15 protein-coding genes and 1 pseudogene are annotated in these 19,435 nt (G+C 60.4%); 9 read left to right on the top strand and 7 right to left on the bottom strand.

The window, feature by feature from the left end; translation table 11 throughout:
• Nucleotides 1-33: 33 nt before the first annotated feature.
• The 4 genes from acnD to ACP7D9_RS25155 form a co-directional block, all read right to left on the bottom strand.
• A complete protein-coding gene (gene acnD / locus ACP7D9_RS25170; RefSeq protein WP_426159931.1) occupies nucleotides 34-2,628 on the bottom strand; it encodes a Fe/S-dependent 2-methylisocitrate dehydratase AcnD in 2,595 nt (864 codons plus the stop codon).
• Nucleotides 2,629-2,834: 206 nt separating this feature from the next.
• Nucleotides 2,835-3,962 (bottom strand): bifunctional 2-methylcitrate synthase/citrate synthase, encoded by a 1,128-nt coding sequence (gene prpC, locus ACP7D9_RS25165; RefSeq protein ID WP_426159930.1) that lies wholly within the window; start codon nucleotides 3,960-3,962, stop codon nucleotides 2,835-2,837.
• 126 nt (nucleotides 3,963-4,088) lie between these two features.
• Nucleotides 4,089-4,979, bottom strand: a complete 891-nt coding sequence (prpB, locus tag ACP7D9_RS25160; RefSeq protein ID WP_101157299.1) for a methylisocitrate lyase — start codon at nucleotides 4,977-4,979, stop codon at nucleotides 4,089-4,091.
• Nucleotides 4,976-5,701: a GntR family transcriptional regulator gene (locus ACP7D9_RS25155; protein WP_101157297.1), complete on the bottom strand. Its 726-nt coding sequence runs from the start codon at nucleotides 5,699-5,701 to the stop codon at nucleotides 4,976-4,978. The genes prpB and ACP7D9_RS25155 overlap by 4 nt, the downstream gene beginning before the upstream one ends.
• Nucleotides 5,702-6,068: 367 nt before the next feature.
• On the opposite strand from ACP7D9_RS25155, the gene ACP7D9_RS25150 reads away from it, so the two are divergent.
• From ACP7D9_RS25150 to pabB, 4 genes are all read left to right on the top strand, one after another.
• Entirely contained in the window at nucleotides 6,069-6,605 is a 537-nt protein-coding gene (locus ACP7D9_RS25150) for an ATP-dependent zinc protease family protein (RefSeq protein ID WP_101157295.1), read from the top strand.
• 5 nt (nucleotides 6,606-6,610) lie between these two features.
• Complete coding sequence (locus ACP7D9_RS25145) at nucleotides 6,611-8,146, top strand: inactive transglutaminase family protein (protein WP_101157293.1); 1,536 nt, start codon at nucleotides 6,611-6,613, stop codon at nucleotides 8,144-8,146.
• On the top strand, nucleotides 8,146-9,132 hold the full coding sequence (locus ACP7D9_RS25140) for an alpha-L-glutamate ligase-like protein (protein WP_101157291.1): 987 nt from the start codon (nucleotides 8,146-8,148) through the stop codon (nucleotides 9,130-9,132). Before ACP7D9_RS25145 ends, ACP7D9_RS25140 begins: the two co-directional genes overlap by 1 nt.
• Nucleotides 9,133-9,345: 213 nt before the next feature.
• A complete protein-coding gene (gene pabB, locus ACP7D9_RS25135; protein ID WP_426159929.1) occupies nucleotides 9,346-10,689 on the top strand; it encodes an aminodeoxychorismate synthase component I in 1,344 nt (447 codons plus the stop codon).
• A 131-nt stretch (nucleotides 10,690-10,820) separates the two neighbouring features.
• On the opposite strand, the gene thrH is transcribed toward pabB, so the two are convergent.
• Complete coding sequence (gene thrH, locus ACP7D9_RS25130; RefSeq protein ID WP_101157288.1) at nucleotides 10,821-11,438, bottom strand: bifunctional phosphoserine phosphatase/homoserine phosphotransferase ThrH; 618 nt, start codon at nucleotides 11,436-11,438, stop codon at nucleotides 10,821-10,823.
• A 163-nt stretch (nucleotides 11,439-11,601) separates the two neighbouring features.
• On the opposite strand from thrH, the gene ACP7D9_RS25125 reads away from it, so the two are divergent.
• From ACP7D9_RS25125 to ACP7D9_RS25115, 3 genes are all read left to right on the top strand, one after another.
• Nucleotides 11,602-12,342, top strand: a complete 741-nt coding sequence (locus tag ACP7D9_RS25125) for a phosphoadenylyl-sulfate reductase (protein WP_093103105.1) — start codon at nucleotides 11,602-11,604, stop codon at nucleotides 12,340-12,342.
• A 506-nt stretch (nucleotides 12,343-12,848) separates the two neighbouring features.
• On the top strand, nucleotides 12,849-14,387 hold the full coding sequence (locus tag ACP7D9_RS25120; RefSeq protein WP_101157286.1) for an NCS1 family nucleobase:cation symporter-1: 1,539 nt from the start codon (nucleotides 12,849-12,851) through the stop codon (nucleotides 14,385-14,387).
• A 53-nt stretch (nucleotides 14,388-14,440) separates the two neighbouring features.
• The gene (locus ACP7D9_RS25115; RefSeq protein ID WP_426159928.1) at nucleotides 14,441-15,169 is read left to right on the top strand and encodes an aspartate/glutamate racemase family protein; all 729 of its coding nucleotides are present in this window, start codon (nucleotides 14,441-14,443) and stop codon (nucleotides 15,167-15,169) included.
• A gap of 61 nt (nucleotides 15,170-15,230) precedes the next feature.
• On the opposite strand, the gene ACP7D9_RS25110 is transcribed toward ACP7D9_RS25115, so the two are convergent.
• Nucleotides 15,231-16,154, bottom strand: a complete 924-nt coding sequence (locus tag ACP7D9_RS25110; protein WP_426159927.1) for a LysR family transcriptional regulator — start codon at nucleotides 16,152-16,154, stop codon at nucleotides 15,231-15,233.
• 125 nt (nucleotides 16,155-16,279) lie between these two features.
• Between ACP7D9_RS25110 and ACP7D9_RS25105 the strand changes: the two genes are divergently transcribed.
• Entirely contained in the window at nucleotides 16,280-17,026 is a 747-nt protein-coding gene (locus ACP7D9_RS25105) for a 3-oxoacyl-ACP reductase family protein (protein ID WP_333711781.1), read from the top strand.
• A gap of 60 nt (nucleotides 17,027-17,086) precedes the next feature.
• Here the strand turns inward: ACP7D9_RS25105 and ACP7D9_RS25100 are convergent, their stop codons facing one another.
• A complete protein-coding gene (locus tag ACP7D9_RS25100; protein ID WP_426159926.1) occupies nucleotides 17,087-17,782 on the bottom strand; it encodes an HAD-IA family hydrolase in 696 nt (231 codons plus the stop codon).
• Nucleotides 17,783-18,030: 248 nt separating this feature from the next.
• Between ACP7D9_RS25100 and ACP7D9_RS25095 the strand changes: the two are divergent.
• A pseudogene (locus ACP7D9_RS25095) lies at nucleotides 18,031-19,435 on the top strand (type IV secretion protein Rhs); the annotation flags it as partial.

The raw sequence follows: 19,435 nt of genomic DNA, 5'->3' as shown, positions 1-19,435 counted from the left end.
GGCCAAAAACTCATCTCTGGCCGCTGAACCGATTTAAACAGCCACCGCCGACCCTTCAAGGAAGTCCTGAGCGAAGCGCTGCAATACGCCGCCGGCTTCGTAGATCGACACTTCTTCAGCGGTATCGAGACGACAGGTCACCGGCACTTCGATACGCTCTCCATTCTTGCGGTTGATCACTAGCGTCAGGTCCGCGCGCGGTTTGCGCTCGCCGATCACGTCATAGGTTTCGCTGCCATCAATGGCCAGTGTGTGGCGGTTGGTGCCGGGTTTGAACTCCAGCGGCAACACGCCCATGCCTACCAGGTTGGTGCGGTGAATACGCTCAAACCCTTCGGCAGCAATCGCCTCGACACCGGCCAGACGCACGCCTTTCGCCGCCCAGTCGCGGGACGAACCCTGACCGTAATCGGCGCCGGCAATGATGATCAGCGGCTGCTTGCGTTCCATATAGGTTTCGATGGCCTCCCACATGCGCATCACTTTGCCTTCCGGCTCGACGCGGGCCAGCGAACCCTGTTTGACCTGGCCGTTTTCCACGACCATTTCATTGAACAGTTTCGGGTTGGCAAACGTTGCGCGCTGCGCGGTCAGGTGGTCGCCACGGTGGGTGGCGTAGGAGTTGAAGTCCTCTTCCGGCAGGCCCATTTTCGCCAGGTATTCGCCGGCGGCGCTGTCGAGCATGATCGCGTTCGACGGCGTCAGGTGATCGGTGGTGATGTTGTCCGGCAGCACCGCCAGCGGGCGCATGCCTTTAAGCGGACGCGCGCCAGCCAGCGCACCTTCCCAGTACGGCGGACGGCGGATGTAGGTGCTCATCTCGCGCCATTCGTACAGCGGCGCGACTTTCGGGCCGGTGTCTTCGTGGACGGCAAACATCGGGATGTAGACTTGACGGAACTGCTCAGGCTTGACCGAAGACTTCACCACCGCATCGATTTCTTCGTCGCTCGGCCAGATATCTTTCAGGCGGATTTCCTTGCCATCGACCACGCCCAGCACGTCTTTCTCGATATCGAAACGGATGGTCCCGGCGATGGCATAAGCGACCACCAGCGGCGGCGACGCGAGGAATGCTTGCTTGGCGTACGGGTGGATGCGGCCGTCGAAGTTGCGGTTGCCGGAAAGCACGGCGGTCGCATACAAATCGCGGTCGATGATCTCTTGCTGGATGACCGGGTCGAGGGCGCCGGACATGCCGTTGCAAGTGGTGCAAGCGAACGCCACAACGCCAAAGCCGAGCTGCTCCAATTCAGTGGTCAGCCCCGCTTCGTCGAGGTACAGCGCCACGGTTTTCGAGCCCGGCGCCAGCGACGATTTCACCCACGGCTTGCGCGTCAGGCCAAGCTTGTTGGCATTGCGCGCCAAGAGGCCTGCGGCGATGACGTTGCGCGGGTTGCTGGTGTTGGTGCAACTGGTGATGGCGGCAATGATCACCGCGCCGTCGGGCATTTGCCCCGGCACGTCATCCCACTGCCCGGAAATGCCTTTGGCGGCCAGATCCGATACCGCAACGCGGGCGTGCGGATTGCTCGGGCCGGCCATGTTGCGCACCACCGAAGACAGGTCGAAAGTCAGGCCGCGCTCGTATTGCGCACCTTTCAGGCTGTCGGCCCACAGGCCGGTGAGCTTGGCGTACTGCTCGACCAATTGAACCTGCTGATCTTCACGACCGGTCAGTTTCAGGTAATCGATGGTCTGCTGATCGATGTAGAACATCGCCGCCGTAGCCCCGTACTCCGGAGCCATGTTGGAGATGGTCGCACGGTCGCCGAGGGTCAGCGCCGCGGCGCCTTCGCCGAAGAACTCCAGCCAGGCGCCAACAACTTTCTGCTTGCGCAGGTATTCGGTCAGCGCCAGGACCATGTCGGTGGCGGTGATGCCCGGTTGCAGCTTGCCGGTCAGTTCGACGCCGACGCTTTCCGGCAGGCGCATCCAGGACGCGCGGCCAAGCATCACGCTCTCGGCTTCGAGGCCGCCGACGCCGATGGCGATCACGCCTAGCGCATCGACGTGCGGGGTGTGGCTGTCGGTGCCAACGCAGGTGTCGGGGAAGGCCACGCCTTCGCGCACCTGAATCACCGGCGACATTTTCTCCAGGTTGATCTGGTGCATGATGCCGTTGCCCGGCGGGATTACGTCGACGTTCTTGAAGGCCTTTTTGGTCCAGTTGATGAAGTGGAAACGGTCTTCGTTGCGGCGGTCTTCGATGGCGCGGTTCTTTTCGAACGCCTGAGCATCGAAACCGCCCGCCTCGACGGCCAGCGAGTGGTCCACGATCAGTTGCGTCGGCACTACCGGGTTGACCTGCGCCGGGTCGCCGCCCTGCAAAGCGATGGCGTCACGCAGGCCGGCGAGGTCGACCAGCGCGGTCTGGCCGAGGATGTCATGGCAAACCACCCGCGCCGGGAACCACGGGAAATCCAGATCGCGCTTGCGTTCGATCAGTTGCTTGAGCGAATCGGTCAGCGTGGCCGGGTCGCAGCGCCGCACGAGGTTTTCCGCCAGCACGCGGGAGGTATACGGCAGGGTGTCGTAGCTGCCGGGCGCAATCGCCTCGACCGCCGCGCGGGTGTCGAAATAGTCCAGCGGCGTGCCGGGCAGGTTCTTGCGCAATTCTGTGTTCATCGGGTCAGGACTCGGGTCACGGTGGTTACAAAGGGCGGGCGGGACACCGGTAGTGAATTCAACTCGGTCAACTGTGGGAGGGGGCTTGCTCCCGAATGCGGAGGTCATTCAACGAATGTGTCGACTGATACACCGCTTTCGCGAGCAAGCCCGCTCCCACATGGGTTTCCGGTTTATCCAGTTACCTGGGTGGCAGCGTCACCATTTCAGCGACGTTCGATTGGCACGAACTTGCGCTGTTCGACGCCGGTGTACTCGGCGCTTGGGCGGATGATGCGGTTGTTGGCGCGTTGTTCGAACACGTGCGCGGCCCAGCCGGTCAGGCGCGAGCAGACGAAGATCGGCGTGAACAGCTTGGTCGGGATGCCCATGAAGTGATACGCCGAGGCATGGTAGAAGTCGGCGTTGGGGAACAGCTTCTTCTGCTCCCACATGGTCTTGTCGATGGCCTCGGAAACCGGGAACAGCACCGTGTCGCCGACCTCGTCAGCGAGTTTTTTCGACCAGCCCTTGATCACCTCGTTGCGCGGGTCGCTGTCCTTATAGATCGCGTGGCCGAAGCCCATGATCTTGTCCTTGCGCTCGAGCATGCCGAGGGTGCCTTTGACCGCCTCTTCCGGCGATGAAAAGCGCTCGATCATTTCCATCGCCGCTTCGTTGGCGCCGCCGTGCAACGGACCGCGCAGCGAACCGATCGCCGCCGTTACGCAGGAGTACAAATCGGACAGAGTCGAGGCACAAACGCGTGCCGTGAACGTCGAGGCATTGAATTCGTGTTCGGCGTAAAGGATCAGCGACACGTTCATGACTTTGACGTGCAGCTCGCTCGGTTTCTTGCCGTGCAGCAAATGCAGGAAGTGGCCGCCAATGGTCGGTTCGTCGCTGACGCAGTCGATGCGTTTGCCGTCGTGGCTGAAGCGATACCAGTAGCACATGATGGCCGGGAACGCGGCGAGCAGACGATCGGTCTTGTCACGCTGCTCGGAGAAGTCTTTTTCCGGCTCGATGTTGCCGAGGAACGAGCAACCGGTGCGCATCACGTCCATCGGATGAGCGTCGGCGGGAATGCGCTCCAGCACCTCCTTGAGCGCTTGCGGCAGATCGCGCAGCTTGCTCAATTTTTGCTGGTAATCGGTGAGCTGCGCCTGGGTCGGCAGTTCGCCGTACAGCAGCAGATAGGCGACTTCTTCAAATTGCGCGTCGGCGGCCAGTTCACGCACGTCGTAGCCGCGATAGGTCAGCCCGGCACCGGCCTGGCCCACGGTGGACAGTGCGGTTTGCCCGGCGACCTGACCCCGGAGCCCGGCGCCACTGAGTACTTTTGCTTCGGCCATTGTTGCCTCCAATCTTGAATTTGTTAGGGAGTGCGGCAAAAAGATCGCAGCCTCGTTGCACTCGTCAGCTCCTACAGGGGAATGCGGTTCATGTAGAAGCTGCCGCAGGCTGCGATCTCTTGATCTTCATTTTTTCGCAGCAAACAACGCGTCGAGCTTCTGCTCGAACGTGTGGTAGTCGATACGATCGTAGAGCTCCATGCGAGTCTGCATGGTGTCGATGACATTCTGTTGCGTGCCGTCGCGGCGGATCGCGGTGTAGACGTTTTCCGCAGCCTTGTTCATCGCGCGGAACGCCGACAACGGGTACAGCACCAGCGACACGTCGGCAGCGGCCAGTTGCTCGGTGGTGTACAGCGGCGTTGCGCCGAATTCGGTGATATTGGCCAGGATCGGCGCTTTCACGCGGTTGGCGAACAGCTTGTACATGTCCAGCTCGGTAATGGCTTCGGGGAAAATCATGTCGGCACCGGCCTCGATGCACGCGGCGGCGCGATCCAGCGCCGATTCCAGCCCTTCGACTGCCAGCGCATCGGTGCGCGCCATGATCACGAAGCTGTCGTCGGTGCGTGCATCGACGGCGGCTTTGATGCGATCGACCATTTCCTGCTGGCTGACGATTTCTTTATTGGGGCGATGGCCGCAGCGCTTGGCGCCGACCTGATCCTCGATGTGAATCGCCGCCGCGCCGAACTTGATCATCGATTTGACAGTGCGCGCGACGTTGAACGCCGAGGAACCGAAACCGGTATCCACATCGACCAGCAGCGGCAGATCGCAGACGTCGGTGATGCGGCGCACATCGGTCAGCACGTCATCCAGACCGGTGATCCCCAGGTCCGGCACGCCGAGCGAGCCTGCGGCCACGCCGCCACCGGACAGGTAGATCGCCTTGAAACCGGCGCGCTTGGCCAGCAGCGCGTGGTTGGCGTTGATCGCGCCGACCACTTGCAAAGGATGCTCGCTGGCGACCGCATCGCGGAAGCGCTGGCCCGGCGTGTTCAGGTTGGAAGTCATGCATCACCTCGTTCAGTGGCTGTCTGGTTGTGGGCGCCGTCCTCGTAGTGACGGGCGATGTTGCGTTTCGAGGCGCCGATGTGGCGGCGCATCAACAGTTCTGCGAGCTCGCCGTCACGGTCGGCGATGGCATCGAGAATGCGGTGGTGTTCGGCAAAGGCCTGGTGCGGGCGATTGGGCGTAGTGGAAAACTGGATGCGATACATGCGCACCAGCTGATAGAGCTCGCCGCAGAGCATCTGCGTCAGTGTGCGATTGCCGCTGCCCTGGATGATTCGGTAGTGGAAGTCGAAATCGCCTTCCTGCTGGTAGTAACCGACGCCGGCCTGAAACGCCGCATCGCGCTCATGGGTTTCCAGGACCCGGCGCAACTCGTCGATCTCCGCGACGCTCATGCGCTCGGCGGCGAGGCGGCAGGCCATGCCTTCAAGGGATTCACGGATTTCGTAGAGTTCGATCAATTCGGCATGGCTGAGCGACACCACCCGCGCTCCGACATGCGGCACACGCACCAGCAGGCGCTGGCCTTCCAGACGATGGATCGCCTCTCGCAGCGGACCGCGGCTGATGCCATAGGTACGCGCCAGTTCCGGCTCGGAGATCTTGCTGCCCGGGGCTATCTCGCCTTTGACGATAGCGGCCTGGATGCGCCGGAAGACATTTTCCGACAGCGTCTCGGAATCGTCGCCGCTGATGACCGGGGAATCGAGCTGATCCAGCATGATTGTCGACACCTTCAAATCCAATGCCGCAAAAACTAGCCAATAAGACCGCATCAGTCAAAGGATAAATAGGTATTGTCGACAATCGTCTAATAACCTAAAAAAGATCGTCCGATCGCGGCCCGAGCCTCCGACAGCTCCTACAGGAGGTATGCAAATCCCTTGCAGGAGCTGCCGAAGGCTGCGATCTCTTGCTTTTTGCTGGCCGCCCCAAGCGCTGGCGCCATAAAACCACCGTGCTAGAATGCCGCCCGCATTTGCGGGTCTTTGTACGGCTTGCCATAAAAAGCTGATAAGCACACGCGGGGGCTTGCGCACGGTTGTGCGGGCACCTGAACCGATAACGGAACGCTGCGCACCAGGATTTATGAGACTCAAGCCTTTCCCCACCTTTTTTGCTCTGTTTTGCCTGCCCGGCCTCGCCGCCGCGGGGGAAAAAACCGTGTACGGCCTCAACGAATACGCTTCGCTTGACGGCATCAATCTCGAAGTCGCGGCCAAACTGGACACCGGGGCGAAGACCGCCTCGCTGAGCGCTCGCGACATCAAACGCTTCAAACGCAACGGTGAGTCCTGGGTACGTTTCTACCTGGCGATCGACGCCGCGCATTCGCACCCCATCGAACGGCCGCTGGCGCGGGTCAGCAAGATCAAGCGCCGCGCCGGCGACTACGACCCGGAAGAAGGCAAGCAGTACACCGCCCGTCCGGTGATCGAGCTGGATATCTGCATGGGTTCGGCATTGCGCAGCATCGAAGTGAACCTCACCGACCGAAGTGCGTTCCAATACCCGCTTTTGATCGGCTCCGAGGCGTTGAAACGCTTCGACGCGCTGGTCGACCCCAGTCTTAAATACGCTGCCGGCAAACCTGCCTGCACCATCGCCGCTCATACCGCCGGGTAATTTCCATGCGTTCTCTAACCTTCCACCTGAAAATCCTGATCGCCGTGCTGGTGCTGCTGGGCGTTTCGGTTACGGCCTATCAGATTTTCGTGCTCGGCATTCCGGTGACCGAAGACGCCACCGACGACCTCTGGAACATCGACGCCAAAGTCGAATTCGTCGCCAGCACCAAGGATCCGGTGAAGATCCAGATGTTCGTGCCGCCATTGAGCCGCGATTACGTCAGCCTCAACGAAAGCTTTATCTCCAATAACTATGGCGTCGCGGTCAATCGCGTCGACGGCAACCGCAAGGTGACCTGGTCGGCCCGCCGCGCCAAGGGCAACCAGACGTTGTATTACCGTCTGGTGCTGACCAAGCGCTACACCGCAGAAAAATCCAAGGTCAAAGGCCCGACCTTCCGCGACAGCATGGTCATCGAAGGCCCGGAGAAGATCGCCGCCGAAGCCCTGCTCGCGCCGATCCGCCAACACTCGGCTGACGTCGAAACCTTTATTGGCGAGGCGATCAAACGGGTCAACAACCTCAACGACGACAACGTGAAATTGCTGCTGGCCGGCGACCCGTCGACTGCGCACAAAGCCAAGATCGTCGAATTGCTGCTGTCCATCGCCCACGTGCCGGTAGAAAAAGTCCACACCATCCGCCTCGTCGCCGATCAGCCACAGACACCCGAGCTGTGGCTGCGCAGTTTCAACGGCAACGACTGGCTGTATTTCAATCCGGAAACCGGTGAACAAGGCCTGCCGACCGACCGCCTGCTGTGGTGGACCGGCGACGAAAACCTGATCACCGTCGACGGCGGCAAGAAAGCCAATGTGACTTTCAGCCTGAACAACAGCGAGATGAACGCAATTCGTCTGGCCAAGCTGACCGACGAAAACACTGATGCCAACTTCCTCGATTACTCGCTGTACGGCCTGCCGCTGCAGACCCAGCAGACCTTCATGATCATGGTGATGATCCCGATCGGCGTGCTGGTGATCCTGATCCTGCGCAACCTGATCGGCCTGCAGACGCTGGGCACGTTCACTCCGGTGCTGATTGCCCTCGCCTTCCGCGAAACGCAGTTGGGCTTCGGCATTCTGCTGTTTACCGTGATTACCGCACTGGGGCTGTCACTGCGCTCGTATCTCGAACATCTGAAATTGCAGATGCTGCCGCGTCTTTCGGTGGTGCTGACGTTTGTCGTGGTGTTGATCGCGGCGATCAGTCTGTTCAGCCACAAGCTTGGCCTTGAGCGTGGTCTTTCGGTGGCGCTGTTCCCGATGGTGATTCTGACCATGACCATCGAACGCCTGTCGATCACCTGGGAAGAGCGCGGCGCCAACCACGCGCTTAAAGTCGCGATCGGTACCCTGTTCGCCGCCTCCCTGGCGCACCTGATCATGACCGTGCCAGAGCTGGTGTACTTCGTCTTCACCTTCCCGGCAATCCTGCTGATTCTGGTCGGCTTCATGCTGGCAATGGGTCGCTATCGCGGCTACCGCCTGACCGAGCTGGTGCGTTTCAAGGCTTTCCTGAAGAAGGCTGACGCCTGATGTTCGGTTTCTGGAAGACCTGGAAGGCCCTGGAGGCGCGCGGCATCATGGGCATCAACCGCCGCAACGCGGACTACGTGCTCAAGTACAACAAGCGCAGCCTGTACCCGATCGTCGATGACAAGATCCTCACCAAGGAACGCGCCATCGCCGCCGGCATCCACGTGCCAGAGCTGTACGGGGTGATCTCGACCGAGAAGGAAATCGACAAGCTCGACGAGATCATCGGAGGGCGCAACGATTTTGTGATCAAACCGGCGCAGGGCGCCGGCGGTGACGGCATCATCGTCATCGCCGACCGCTTCGAGGGTCGCTATCGCACGGTGTCGGGCAAGATCGTCGCCCATGAAGAGCTCGAGCATCACATCTCGAGCATCCTCACCGGCCTGTACTCGCTGGGCGGCCACCGTGACCGCGCACTGATCGAATACCGCGTGACCCCGGACCAGATCTTCAAGAGCATCAGCTACGAGGGCGTGCCGGACATCCGCATCATCGTGCTGATGGGTTACCCGGTGATGGCAATGCTGCGGCTGCCGACACGCCAGTCCGGCGGCAAGGCCAACCTGCACCAGGGCGCCATCGGTGTCGGTGTCGATCTGGCCACAGGCCTGACCCTGCGCGGCACCTGGCTGAACAACATCATCACCAAACACCCCGACACCACCAACGCCGTGGATGGCGTGCAACTGCCCTACTGGGACGGTTTCATGAAACTTGCCGCTGGCTGCTATGAGCTGTGCGGGCTGGGTTATATCGGCGTGGACATGGTGCTCGACCAGGAAAAAGGCCCGCTGATTCTCGAGCTCAATGCGCGGCCGGGGCTGAATATCCAGATCGCCAACGATTGCGGCCTGACCTTGCGTACCCATGCGGTTGAAGCGCGGCTGGAAGAGCTGAAGGCGCGGGGCGTTAAGGAATCGGTTGAAGAGCGGGTGGCGTTTACCCAGGAAATGTTTGGGCATATTCCTGCGGTCGAGGGCTGATCCGAAACCGAGTCGCGGCGTTCGCGAGCAAGCCCGCTCCCACTTTGGAATGCACTTCCCTGTGGGAGCGGGCTTGCTCGCGAAGGCGGACTTCCTGCCAACACAAGCCTCAACCCTGCCGCCAATCTGCCAATCCCCGACATAGCCTCTAGGAGCAAGTCCCGCAGAGGACTACAATCCCCACCCCGCCTCAACGGCCGATCTGCCCCGCCCATGTTGACCTGCTCCGTACACCCTCTGCCCTACCGCGCCAATCCCGCCGTCTATTTCGCGGCCATTCGCAATGCCCCGGGAGCCGTGCTGCTCGACAGTGGCCAGCCGAGCGCCGAACGCGGCCGTTATGACTTGCTCAGCGCCTGGCCGCTGGAACAACTGGCGGTGTTGCCGGACGAAAGCGGTGCGCATTTCCTGCAGCGCCTGCGCGACAACCTCAGCCGCTTGGGCGAAGCGCAGTTGCCGGTCGAATACGAATTACCCTTCGCCGGCGGACTGATCGGCTATTTGAGCTACGACTTCGGCCGGCATCTGGAACATCTGCCGAGTCAGGCGCGGGATGATCTGCAACTGCCCGATGCGCGTTTTGGCCTGTACGACTGGGCGCTGATCAGCGATCACCACGCGCAAACCAGCCAATTGGTCTTTCATCCTTCGCTTGCTGACAGTGAACGGCAGCGACTGGTCGCGCTGTTCACTCAGCCTCAAATTGCCGCGCTGGCGTCCTTCAAACTGAACGCCCCGATGGCCGCTGATCTCTCGGCCGACGATTATCGTCAGGCCTTCGAACGCATTCAGGAATACATCCAGGCCGGCGACTGTTATCAGGTCAATTTCGCGCAACGCTTTCGTGCTGAATGCCAGGGCGATCCGTGGCTGGCTTACTGCGAATTGCGCGAGGCCTGCCCGACGCCGTTCTCCGGTTTCCAGAGCCTGCCCGACGGCGGCGCGGTGTTGAGCCTGTCGCCGGAACGTTTCGTCAAAGTCAGCCAGCGTCAGGTCGAAACCCGTCCGATCAAGGGCACCCGCCCCCGTGGCGTCACCCCAGCCGAGGACGCTGCCAACGCCGCCGAACTGCTGGCCAGCCCCAAGGACCGTGCGGAAAACCTGATGATCGTTGACCTGCTGCGCAACGACCTCGGGCGCACCTGCCGCATCGGCTCGGTGCGGGTGCCGGAATTGTTCAGTCTGGAGAGTTATCCGAATGTTCATCACCTGGTCAGCAGCGTGACCGGAGAACTGGCGCCGGATCGTGATGCGCTGGACCTGATCGCCGGCAGTTTCCCCGGAGGCTCGATTACTGGCGCACCGAAAATCCGGGCGATGCAGATCATTGATGAGCTGGAGCCGACCCGGCGCGGTTTGTATTGCGGATCGTTGCTGTACCTGGACGTGCGCGGTGAGATGGACAGTTCCATCGCCATTCGCAGTCTGTTGGTCAAGGATGGACAGGTGTGCTGCTGGGGCGGCGGCGGGATCGTCGCCGATTCGGACTGGCAGGCGGAGTATCAGGAATCGATGACCAAAGTCAGAATCCTCCTCGAAACCCTGCAAAACCTCTGAGGAATGATCGTTCCCACGCGCAGCAAAGGAATGCAGCCCGGGACGCTCCGCGTCCCATCCAAAGCCGAACGCGGAGCGTCCGTTGAGGCATTCCCACGCAGAGCGTGGGAACGATCATCAGGTAGCCAGGCTTACAGGCTGAGATCGCGGTTTGAGGCTTTGAGAAATTCCTGCTTCAGCTCGGCAAAGGTGTGCACCGCCGGGAACTGCGGAAACTCGCGAATCACATTGTCCGGCGCATGGAACAGAATCCCGGCATCCGCCTCACCCAACATGCTCGTGTCGTTGTACGAATCCCCCGCCGCAATCACCCGGTAATACAGGCTCTTGAACGCCAGCACCGACTGGCGCTTCGGGTCTTTTTGACGCAACTGATAGCTGGTCACGCGCCCGCTCTCGTCAGTAATCAAGCGATGACAAAGCAGCGTCGGAAAGCCCAGCTGGCGCATCAGCGGCTGCGAAAATTCATAAAAGGTGTCCGAGAGAATCACTACCTGAAAGCGCTCGCGCAGCCAGTTGACGAACTCGACCGCGCCATCCAGCGGTTTCAGCGTGGCGATCACTTCCTGAATGTCCGAAAGCTTGAGGCCGTGCTCATCGAGGATGCGCAGACGCTGCTTCATCAAGACGTCGTAATCGGGAATGTCCCGGGTGGTGGCCTTGAGGGAGTCGATTCCGGTTTTTTCGGCGAAGGCGATCCAGATTTCCGGTACCAGCACCCCTTCAAGATCCAGGCAAGCAATTTCCACAAGACACTCCCGTTTGTAGTGATTATTGAGTCGAGCGAGGCCGAACTCTAGCGTCTGCATCTGAGGTGCGCAACGCAGAGGGCGCCCCGAGCGTGGCAGCTTTTTGTTACCATCGGCTCCCTATAGAGCGCCCGAGCGCCACTGACCTGTAGGAAGCCGCCTGATGAGCCCAACGTTCGATGTCGTGGAACTCGCCACGACCTATGCCAACAAATCCGCGCAAGACATTCTCAAACTCGCCTTCGCCGAGTTCGGCGATGAGCTGTGGATATCTTTCAGCGGCGCCGAGGATGTGGTGCTGGTGGACATGGCCTGGAAGCTCAACAAGAACGTCAAAGTATTCAGTCTCGATACCGGCCGCCTGCACCCGGAAACCTATCGCTTCATCGAGCAGGTACGCGAGCATTACAAGATCGACATCGAAATTGTCTCGCCGGACCACGCGAAACTTGAACCGTTCGTCAAGGAAAAAGGCCTGTTCAGCTTCTACCGCGACGGCCACGGCGAATGCTGTGGCATCCGCAAGATCGAACCGCTGCGGCGCAAACTCGCCGGCGTCAAAGCCTGGGCCACCGGCCAGCGCCGCGACCAGAGCCCGGGTACCCGCAGCGCGGTAGCGGTGCTGGAAATCGACACCGCCTTCTCGACCCCGGAACGCACCCTGTACAAGTTCAACCCGTTGGCGCAGATGACCAGCGAAGAGATCTGGGGTTACATCCGCATGCTTGAGTTGCCGTACAACAGCCTGCACGAGCGCGGTTTCATCAGCATCGGCTGCGAACCCTGCACCCGCCCGGTGCTGCCGAACCAGCACGAGCGCGAAGGTCGCTGGTGGTGGGAAGAAGCCACGCAGAAAGAATGCGGGCTGCATGCCGGAAACATCATCAGCAAGAGCAAGGCTTGATTTACGGGTGATGTAAATACCTGTGGGAGCAAACTTGCTCCCACAGGGGGCATCTGCCCGGCCCATCAATGTGTACACAGGAATGTCACCATTGGTGCCATTTATGTGTGCATTTACGTTTTTACGCCCTGAAAAGTTACATTCCCCTCCAGAGTCGCCTACGGCTCGCAACTGCGCAAAATCTCCTCGATAAAAATATTCCTGTCCGACTGATCAATTTATATCGCCAGTTTTTCAGCCACTTATGGCACATCGATAACTATTCGAAATGAGCCAGGCTGCTGATAGACCGGCAACTGGCATAGATCTGGCTTTATCGCATACATGTTTTGTATACAAAAATGCAAAACATGCACACTTTCGATCCGCAAGCCTGAAGCGCCCTATCCCGTACAGGCTGCAGATGCCCCGTAACCAGTGATGTCTTCACCGCCGCGACGAAGATTTGTCGAGCCTGAGTGCTCATGCACAGTCATCGCGGCGTTGAACGTCAGGAGCCTGCCGGAATGCGTACAAGTCTTTCGAATAACATCACGCTGAATCTGCCCTCCTCCACGCTTGATCAACCGTTGCCCGATGCCGGACTGAGCGAGCCGCTGCAACTGAGCCCGCGTCTGCACAACAGCGATCTGGCGCCAACCAAAGCCGAGGGCCGGCGCTGGGGTCAGTACAGCATCTTCGCCCTGTGGACGAATGACGTGCACAACATCGCCAACTACTCGTTCGCCATCGGCCTGTATGCATTGGGCCTGGGCGGCTGGCAGATACTGTTGTCGCTGGGGATTGGCGCAGCACTGGTGTATTTCTTCATGAACCTGTCCGGGTACATGGGGCAGAAAACAGGGGTGCCGTTTCCGGTGATCAGCCGGATCAGTTTCGGCATCCACGGTGCGCAAATTCCTGCATTGATCAGGGCGGTTATCGCCATCGCCTGGTTCGGTATTCAGACGTACCTCGCCTCGGTGGTATTGCGCGTCTTGCTCACCGCTGTGCATCCCGGCTTCGCCGATTACGATCACAACTCGATTCTGGGCCTGTCGAGCCTGGGCTGGGTGTGCTTCGTGGCGATCTGGCTGGTGCAACTGGCGATCCTCGCCTACGGCATGGAAATGGTGCGCCGTTACGAGGCATTTGCCGGGCCGGTGATTCTGCTGACCGTCGCCGCCCTCGCCGGGTGGATGTATTTCCAGGCCAACGCGACCATCGCCTGGTCGATCCGCGAGCCGCTGACCGGCGCCGAGATGTGGCGCAATATTTTTGCCGGCGGCGCGTTATGGCTGGCAATTTACGGCACGCTGATTCTCAACTTCTGCGACTTCGCTCGTTCTTCGCCGTGCCGCAAGACCATCAAGGTGGGAAACTTCTGGGGCTTGCCGGTGAATATTCTGGTATTCGCCGCGATTACCGTGCTGCTCTGCGGCGCGCAGTTTCAGATCAACGGGCGAATCATCGAAAGCCCGACCGAGATCATCGCCTCTATCCCCAACACCTTCTTTCTGGTGCTCGGCTGCCTGGCCTTTCTGATCGTCACCGTCGCGGTGAACATCATGGCCAACTTCGTCGCCCCGGCCTTCGTGCTGAGCAACCTGGCGCCGAAATACCTGACGTTCCGCCGCGCCGGGCTGATCAGCGCGACCATCGCTGTGCTGATCCTGCCGTGGAATCTCTACAACAGTCCGCTGGTGATCGTGTACTTCCTCTCAGGACTCGGCGCCCTGCTCGGCCCACTGTACGGGGTGATCATGGTCGACTACTGGCTGATCCGCAAAGGCCGGATCAACGTGCCGCAGCTCTACAGCGAAGACCCCAACGGCGCCTACTACTACAGCTGCGGTATCAATTTCCGCGCCGTGGCGGCGTTTATTCCTGCAGCGCTGATCGCGATCGTCCTGGCGCTGGTGCCCGGTTTCCACAGCGTTTCGCCGTTCTCCTGGCTGATCGGCGCCGGTATCGCCGGCATGCTTTACCTGATCATCGCCAAACGCCAAGCGCATTACGCTGAAGTCAGCGGCGAATGCATCGCTGTGGACAACGTCAGCCATTAATCCCTTCGCGGCCCGGTTTCGGGCCGCACCACTGCCCGCAATAAGGATTTTCCATGCGTATTCTCGTGGTCAACGTCAACACCACCGAATCCATCACCGACGCCATCGCCCGCTCGGCGCAGACCGTCGCTTCGCCCGGTACGGAAATCGTCGGCCTGACGCCGTACTTCGGCGCCGAATCGATTGAAGGCAATTTCGAAAGCTACCTCGCCGCCATCGCCGTGATGGACCGGGTGATGGCTTACGATCAACCGTTCGACGCGGTAATCCAGGCCGGTTACGGCGAGCATGGTCGTGAAGGGTTACAGGAACTGCTCAACGTGCCGGTGGTGGACATCACTGACGCGGCGGCCAGCACCGCCATGTTTCTCGGCCATGCCTACTCGGTGGTGACCACGCTGGATCGCACCGTGCCGCTGATCGAGGATCGGCTGAAACTATCGGGTCTGTGGGATCGCTGTGCCTCGGTGCGCGCCAGTGGTCTGGCGGTTCTGGAACTGGAACATGAACCGCAGCGCGCGCTGGAGGCGATCGTGCATCAGGCCGAACTGGCTGTGATCCAGGACAAGGCCGAGGTGATTTGCCTGGGCTGCGGCGGCATGGCCGGGCTGGACGAGCAGATTCGCCGACGCACGGGTGTGCCGGTGGTGGATGGCGTGACGGCGGCGGTGACGATTGCCGAATCACTGGTGCGCTTGAAGTTGTCGACGTCCAAGGTGCGCACGTATGCAACGCCACGGCCGAAGAACATCATTGGCTGGGCGCAGCGCTTTGCTCGATAGACCAGGTTATCGCTCATCGCGGGCAAGCCCGCGATGGTCGCAACTCGGTCTCGACTATCAATCAGACGGCACTAAAGCGGCGCCCAAGCCCTTGCTCAGCAAACTGCTCAATCACAAAATCCACAAACGCCCGCGTCTTGCCGGGCAACAATTTGTGCTCGGCGTAATAGATCGAAATGTTGCCGTCATCGACAAACCAGTCCGGCAGCACCCGCTGCAACGTTCCCGCCTCCAAATAACCCACCGCAAACGGCATGCTCACCAGCGCAATGCCCAACCCTTGCGCCGCCGTTGCACAAGCCGCCTCGGAATCGCTCAGGGTCATCCGCGCTCGCAGCATCAGCGGGCTGTGTTGCTGATCGCGGTGAGTCAGTTGCCACGAACGCACACGTCCAGTCTGCGGCGAGCGAATCAAAATGCCGTCGTGCAGCTTGAGGTCATCGGGGTGGCTGATCGGCGCATGCTTGTGCAAGTAATCCTGCGATGCCACCAATACCCGATGCGCCGGCGTCAGTCTGCGCGCAACCACACCTTGTGGCAGTTCAAAGCCGCCGCCAATCGCGGCATCGAAACCCTGCCCGATCAGGTCGACCTGCCGGTTATCGAAATGCCAGTCCGGGTTGATTGCCGGATAACGCCGCAAGAACTCACCCAGCAGCGGCACGATATACAGACTGCCGAACACCGTGCCCATGCTGACCTTCAGCGTGCCGGCCGGCTGCCCTCCGGCACTGGCCAGATTGGCCACGGCATTCTGGATGGTGGTCAGGCTGGCGCTGACCTCACTTAAAAACAACTGGCCCGCTTCGGTCAGCGTCAGCCGGCGTGTACTACGCTGGAACAGCCGCACGCCGAGCCGCGCTTCCAGCTTCGCCACGCTTTTGCCAACCGCCGCCGGGGTCAGACTCAAGCGCCGTGCGGCCTCGGCAAAGCTGCCGACTTCGGCGCTGCGCACAAAGCATTCGATACTGCTGAACGTTTCCATGATCGCCACTATAAACTTCTGGTTTACACAGACTATAGCAATCAGGGTCTACACGGTGGTCGATACGACGCCGATACTCGGCACCAACAGCAAGGCATTTCGCCTTGAACATTTGGAGATCGAACATGACCACTCAACACCTCAGCGGCAAAGTCGCTCTGATTCAAGGCGGTTCGCGCGGCATCGGCGCGGCTATCGTCAAACGTCTGGCCGCTGAAGGCGCCGCCGTCGCTTTCACCTACGTCAGCTCCGCCGCCAAGGCTGAAGAATTGCAGAACAGCATCACTGGCAACGGTGGCAAAGCCTTGGCCATCAAGGCCGACAGCGCCGATGCGGGTGCCATTCGCCAAGCAGTCAGCGCCACCGTCGAAGCATTCGGGCGTCTGGATATTCTGGTGAATAACGCCGGCGTGCTGGCCATCGCGCCGCTGGAGGATTTCAAACTGGAAGACTTCGATCAGACCCTGGCCATCAACGTGCGCAGCGTGTTCATCGCCTCGCAGGAAGCGGCGAAGCACATGGGTGAAGGGTCGCGGATCATCAACATCGGCAGCACCAACGCCGACCGCATGCCCTTCGGCGGTGGCGGCGTCTACGCGATGAGCAAATCAGCGCTGGTCGGCCTGACCAAGGGTCTGGCCCGCGACCTCGGCCCACGGGGCATCACCATCAACAACGTGCAACCTGGCCCGGTCGACACCGATATGAACCCGGCCCACGGCGACTTCGCCGACAGCCTTATCCCGTTGATGGCCGTGGGTCGTTACGGCACCGCCGATGAAATCGCCAGTTTCGTCGCCTACCTGGCCGGGCCGGAAGCCGGTTACATCACCGGTGCCAGCCTGACCATCGATGGTGGTTTCGGCGCCTGACAGACCTGCAAAAAAACGCCGCCCTTCTTTATAGCAAGGGCGGCCTTTGCGATTTAGCGCTCAAGTAAATTCCAGCGTCGGCAGGCCAAAAACGCTCGGCCTGAAGTCTTTCAGCGAGCGGATAATGCCGTCAGCGTGGGCATATTTTTCATCGGCCATCGCCGCGTCAGGAATGGCGATTGCCGTCATGCCTGCGGCTTTCGCCGCAGTGACGCCAAACGGCGAATCCTCAAACACCAGACAATCCTTGGGCGCGACGCCCAGACGTCGGGCCGCTGTAAGGAAGATATCCGGTGCCGGTTTGGCCGCGCCAACTTCCGGATCATCTGCCGTGACGATAAAGTCGAACAGCGCGAACCAGTCACGGTGCAACGTGGTTTTCTGCCCGAACGACTGGCGCGACGAGCTGGTGCCGACCGCAATCGGAATCTCATGCGCCTTGAGATGCCGCACCAGCGCTTCGGCACCCGGCATCGCCTGCGCCTTGGGGAACCGCTCACGCATCAGCGGTTCGCGAATCTCAAGGAACTCTTCCGGGCTGATCGGTAACTTCAGCGCCTGCACCACGTAATTGGCCAGGTCATTGGCACCGCGACCAATGATGTTCTGCTTGACGCTCCAGTCGAAGGTTTTCCCGTAGCGCCCGGCAATCAGCGAGGTGACCTCGGTGTAAATGCCCTCAGTGTCGAGCAGCAAACCGTCCATATCGAAAATCACGGCCTTGATCGGGCCGAACGTCTTCAGCGGTGCATTCATCATCGGATCCGTTAACAAAGACATCCCGGGCGACAGGCAACGTGCCGCAGCGCGGATCTGATTAATGGGTTCAGCAGCATAGCGAGGCCGATGGACATTGAGCAACGGGCAATCCGATCGACGCGCCTGACCCCTCTCGCGCATTTAGCGAAACCTCCTACAGACAGCGCCTATTTCCCCGACTTCTTTCTTCTTTGATCCCCCTCAAAGTCCGCGCTCCGTTTTTTCATATGCGCGAGCGACTGCGAATGTTTCAACCCGATCGGCTATTGGCCCTGAACAACAGCATCGGACTGCTGGTAGTGGCCGCTCTGAATCCCAAGCAGCCAGATTTTGAAGCGCTGATTGATGAGTTCCGCCTTTGCCTGAACAACTACGACGTCTGGGCCGAGCAATTCTGGACCGGGACGGCGCTGGACATCGAGCAGGTGTTCAAGGTTGGCAATGACGTGCAACTAAGCGCGCCGATCAACTCGCGCGCACCTGTCAGTACATCGGTGGTCATGTGTCAGGCCAACGGTCCGCTGACGCTGGTGCATCTGTTCGAAGCTGCGCGCTTCGTGCCAATCGGCAACACCCCCGTGACCCTCGAACCGGTGCTGAGCGACGTCGACGGCGTACTGACCTTGGGCGAACCACTGCGCCATACGATCGGCCCGAGCGGAATTCTGCAAGTGACCGACTGCGAACGGGGCCAGCGCTATCGCATCACCTTCTTTCCCGATGTTTCCAGCGCCCATGTGCGCGCGCTATATGCCTCTTATGAAAGCGTCATCGCCGGCCTGGAAACCTGGCTGCGCGCCGAGTGGACAGGCTTTGAGCCGCAGTGGACGGAGTTTTCCAGCGCCGGTTTTCTTGATCGTTACGGGCAGTTGCAACGGGCCGACTGGCGCGGTCTGGAAAAAGCCCTGAACGGGTTTGGGACGACATCCAGCAACTGTTTGCTCTCCTCGCCGATCTGCAGGAGCACAGCGAAAAACTTCTCGAATATCTGAGCGAGGTCGAACTTGAGGCGCTGCTTGCGGCTTCAAACGAGGCGATTGCCAACGCCTTGTTGATGCTCAGCGACGAGCCGTTGTTGTTCATTCATCTGGCCGCGTTCACCAGTTGGCTGAAAATGCTGCCGCCGCAATACCTCGCCGAGGTGGTGGCCGAAGTTCGCACCGAGTTGCTCATCAGTTTTCTGTTGATGCGCGTGGCAGGCGGTGCCGGCGTATCGCTGCGCCTGAGCAGCAAGGTGCTGGCGAAGATCAAGTCGCCACGGGCGCGGGAGTGGCTGGCCGCGTCAGCCTTGCGACTGGCTGAACTCACTTCAACGCCGGAACTCAAGCAGCACGCGAGTACGTTGAAGCCGCTTATGTTGCATGCCCGCGAAGTTGCGCTGAAGCCGACACCTTCGATTCCGCTGAACATTCGCCAGGCAGACGCGGTGGTGTTGAGCGTGCCGAATCCGGCGTCACTCGCGCGGGAAAAATCCCAAAGCAAGGCGCGCCTTGAGCGTCACGAGCCCCACGACGACGTCCCCGACCAGTCGAAAAACCCCAACGGCGACCCCGCCGACTGCGTACCCAAAACTTGCAAAAACGGCTGTCCGGTGTCGATGGTCACCGGCGAAGAACTGCTGACGCTCACCGATGCGGTGCTCGACGGCGT

It is taken from the genome of Pseudomonas sp. TSRC2-2 (assembly GCF_049897785.1).
Lineage (GTDB): Bacteria > Pseudomonadota > Gammaproteobacteria > Pseudomonadales > Pseudomonadaceae > Aquipseudomonas.
The sequence above is the reverse complement of the archived record's forward strand: the minus strand, read 5'-3'. Positions and strand labels throughout refer to the sequence as shown.

Bases quoted from the DNA above. Each gene is read 5' to 3' on its own strand.
- ACP7D9_RS25115 (WP_426159928.1), top strand. From the start codon at position 14,441: ATGCGTATTCTCGTGGTCAACGTCAACACCACCGAATCCATCACCGAC.
- ACP7D9_RS25120 (WP_101157286.1), top strand. From the start codon at position 12,849: ATGCGTACAAGTCTTTCGAATAACATCACGCTGAATCTGCCCTCCTCC.
- prpC (WP_426159930.1), bottom strand. From the start codon at position 3,962: ATGGCCGAAGCAAAAGTACTCAGTGGCGCCGGGCTCCGGGGTCAGGTC.
- ACP7D9_RS25155 (WP_101157297.1), bottom strand. From the start codon at position 5,701: ATGCTGGATCAGCTCGATTCCCCGGTCATCAGCGGCGACGATTCCGAG.
- ACP7D9_RS25100 (WP_426159926.1), bottom strand. From the start codon at position 17,782: ATGAATGCACCGCTGAAGACGTTCGGCCCGATCAAGGCCGTGATTTTC.
- acnD (WP_426159931.1), bottom strand. From the start codon at position 2,628: ATGAACACAGAATTGCGCAAGAACCTGCCCGGCACGCCGCTGGACTAT.
- ACP7D9_RS25105 (WP_333711781.1), top strand. From the start codon at position 16,280: ATGACCACTCAACACCTCAGCGGCAAAGTCGCTCTGATTCAAGGCGGT.
- ACP7D9_RS25125 (WP_093103105.1), top strand. From the start codon at position 11,602: ATGAGCCCAACGTTCGATGTCGTGGAACTCGCCACGACCTATGCCAAC.
- ACP7D9_RS25145 (WP_101157293.1), top strand. From the start codon at position 6,611: ATGCGTTCTCTAACCTTCCACCTGAAAATCCTGATCGCCGTGCTGGTG.
- prpB (WP_101157299.1), bottom strand. From the start codon at position 4,979: ATGACTTCCAACCTGAACACGCCGGGCCAGCGCTTCCGCGATGCGGTC.
- ACP7D9_RS25140 (WP_101157291.1), top strand. From the start codon at position 8,146: ATGTTCGGTTTCTGGAAGACCTGGAAGGCCCTGGAGGCGCGCGGCATC.
- ACP7D9_RS25150 (WP_101157295.1), top strand. From the start codon at position 6,069: ATGAGACTCAAGCCTTTCCCCACCTTTTTTGCTCTGTTTTGCCTGCCC.
- ACP7D9_RS25110 (WP_426159927.1), bottom strand. From the start codon at position 16,154: ATGGAAACGTTCAGCAGTATCGAATGCTTTGTGCGCAGCGCCGAAGTC.
- pabB (WP_426159929.1), top strand. From the start codon at position 9,346: ATGTTGACCTGCTCCGTACACCCTCTGCCCTACCGCGCCAATCCCGCC.